This window comes from Rhodococcus sp. (in: high G+C Gram-positive bacteria), from assembly GCF_049299235.1.
GTDB lineage: Bacteria > Actinomycetota > Actinomycetes > Mycobacteriales > Mycobacteriaceae > Rhodococcus.
This window is the reverse complement of record NZ_JBAQXC010000092.1, coordinates 1-2297: the sequence shown is the minus strand read 5'-3', so window position 1 is coordinate 2297 and position 2297 is coordinate 1. Positions and strand designations below refer to the sequence as shown.

The 2297-nt window shown below is 65.7% G+C and carries 2 protein-coding genes and 1 pseudogene; all 3 read right to left on the bottom strand.

Going from position 1 to position 2297, the window contains the following annotated elements; all coding sequences use genetic code 11:
* Positions 1-39: 39 nt before the first annotated feature.
* Positions 40-1155: an inositol-3-phosphate synthase gene (locus tag WAX14_RS05205; RefSeq protein WP_422627025.1), complete on the bottom strand. Its 1116-nt coding sequence runs from the start codon at positions 1153-1155 to the stop codon at positions 40-42.
* The gene (locus WAX14_RS05200) at positions 1148-1702 is read right to left on the bottom strand and encodes a PadR family transcriptional regulator (RefSeq protein ID WP_422627024.1); all 555 of its coding nucleotides are present in this window, start codon (positions 1700-1702) and stop codon (positions 1148-1150) included. The genes WAX14_RS05205 and WAX14_RS05200 overlap by 8 nt, the downstream gene beginning before the upstream one ends.
* Positions 1703-1833: 131 nt before the next feature.
* Positions 1834-2297, bottom strand: a pseudogene (locus WAX14_RS05195) (DUF1707 domain-containing protein); the annotation flags it as partial.

Sequence of the window (2297 nt, the reverse complement as noted above, 5' to 3'; positions counted from 1 at the left end):
CGACTCGCCCACCGCCACAGCCGTGGTGAAACTCCCGGCTCACGCCTCGATGATGAAGGCCTCGAGTTCGGTACGGGCCTTGTCGTCCGCCATCTGGACCGGCGGGGACTTCATCAGGTACGCGGATGCGGGCAGGATCGGGCCACCGAGGCCACGGTCCTTCGCGATCTTCGCGGCGCGGACGGCGTCGATGATGATGCCTGCCGAGTTCGGCGAGTCCCACACCTCGAGCTTGTACTCGAGGTTCAGCGGGGCGTCACCGAATGCGCGACCCTCCAGGCGGACGTACGCCCACTTGCGGTCGTCGAGCCACTCGACGTAATCGGACGGGCCGATGTGAACGTTCCGGTCGTGCACCTTGCCGGCCAGCGGGCCTTCGAGATTCGAGGTGACGGCCTGTGTCTTGGACACCTTCTTCGACTCCAGGCGCTCACGCTCGAGCATGTTCTTGAAGTCCATGTTGCCGCCGACGTTGAGCTGGTACGTGCGGTCCAGCACGACGCCGCGATCCTCGAACAGCTTCGCCATCACGCGGTGCGTGATGGTCGCGCCGACCTGGGACTTGATGTCGTCGCCGACGATCGGGACACCGGCCGCGCGGAACTTCTCGGCCCACACCGGGTCGGACGCGATGAACACGGGCAGCGCGTTGACGAACGCGACACCGGCGTCGATGGCGCACTGGGCGTAGAACTTGTCGGCCTCTTCGGAGCCCACCGGCAGGTAGGAGACCAGGACGTCGACCTGCGCGTCCTTCAGAGCCTGTACCACATCGACGGGGTCGGCGTCGGAGACCTCGATGGTCTGCGCGTAGTACTTGCCGATGCCGTCGAGGGTCGGGCCGCGCTGGACGGGTACGTCGAGCGGCGGCACGTCGGCGATCTTGATGGTGTTGTTCTCCGACGCCAGGATCGCCTCGGACAGGTCGAAGCCGACCTTCTTGGCGTCGACGTCGAACGCGGCGACGAACTTGACGTCGCGCACGTGGTAGGAACCGAACTTCACGTGCATGAGGCCGGGGACGGTCGAGTTCTCGTCCGCGTCCTGGTAGTACTGCACGCCCTGGACCAGGGATGAGGCACAGTTCCCCACGCCCACAATGGCCACGCGCACTGCGTTGTCGGGCGTCGCTTCCGTGGTGTTGTTCTCACCCATGGTCGGGTTCTCCTTTTTTCTGGCTGGGTGCTGTCGATTGCTCAGCGGCGATCAGTTCGTTGAGCCAGCGCACTTCGCGTTCGCTGGATTCGAGACCGAGCTGGTGGAGTTGGCGGGTGTAGCGGTCCAGAGTGCCGCTTGCCCGTCCGATTGCGTCGCGGAGCCCTTCCCGGCGCTCCTCGACCTGGCGTCGCCTGCCCTCGAGAATCCGCATCCGCGCTTCGGCGGGGGTGCGGCTGAAGAAGGCGAGGTGTACGCCGAATCCGTCGTCGGTGTAGTTCTGCGGTCCCGTGTCGGCCACCAGTTCGCTGAAACGTTCGCGACCGGCGGCCGTCAATTGGTACACGCGGCGGGCCCGCCGAACTGTGCCGGGCACTCCGGAGTCCTCCTCGATGAGGCCGTCCGCCTGCATGCGACGCAATGTCGGATAGAGGGAACCGTAGGAGAACGCGCGGAACGCGCCGAGCAATCCGGTCAGTCTCTTGCGCAGCTCGTAACCGTGCATCGGGGATTCGAGGAGAAGCCCGAGAATGGCAAGTTCGAGCAAGGCGGGTCTCCTCCTCGACTCTTTCGATAGAACAACCGACGTGATACGACGGCAAACTATATCGCACCGATATATACGACGATACGCCGAACCGATAGGTCCACCACACGACACCGGGTGCGAGTGCCCGATCAGGGGCGGTACGGAAACACGGCCAGCACCGTGCCGTCGAACGACACCTCGAGGTGCCCGTGCTGGTCGAGGGAGCTTTTGACCGAGATCCTGACCGAATGTTCCTTCCCGTCGACCCGGATCTGGTCGACGGCGCCCTCCGGGAGTCGGGCGGTCGTGGGCGCGCCCGCAACCAGCCCCGCGAGGCGCTGCAGATCGATCGCGGACATATCGAACGTCTCCGCCGACGACGACCGGGACGACGAGCCACCGAAGTCCCGGAACCCGCCGTCGTACAGATAGGTCGTCGTCGTGCCGGGACCGCTCTGCCGCACGACGTACACGTGCTCGTCGCTCGCCCTGACCTCGTCGGCGACGGTGTCCCCGAACTCGGCGCGATAGTCGTCGACGAACTGCGCGAACCCGGCCGGGGTCAGCCGGTACTCCACCGATCCGGTGCCGGGCGGCACAGACAGACCGGCGA

Bases quoted from the DNA above. Each gene is read 5' to 3' on its own strand.
- WAX14_RS05205 (WP_422627025.1), bottom strand. From the start codon at position 1,155: ATGGGTGAGAACAACACCACGGAAGCGACGCCCGACAACGCAGTGCGC.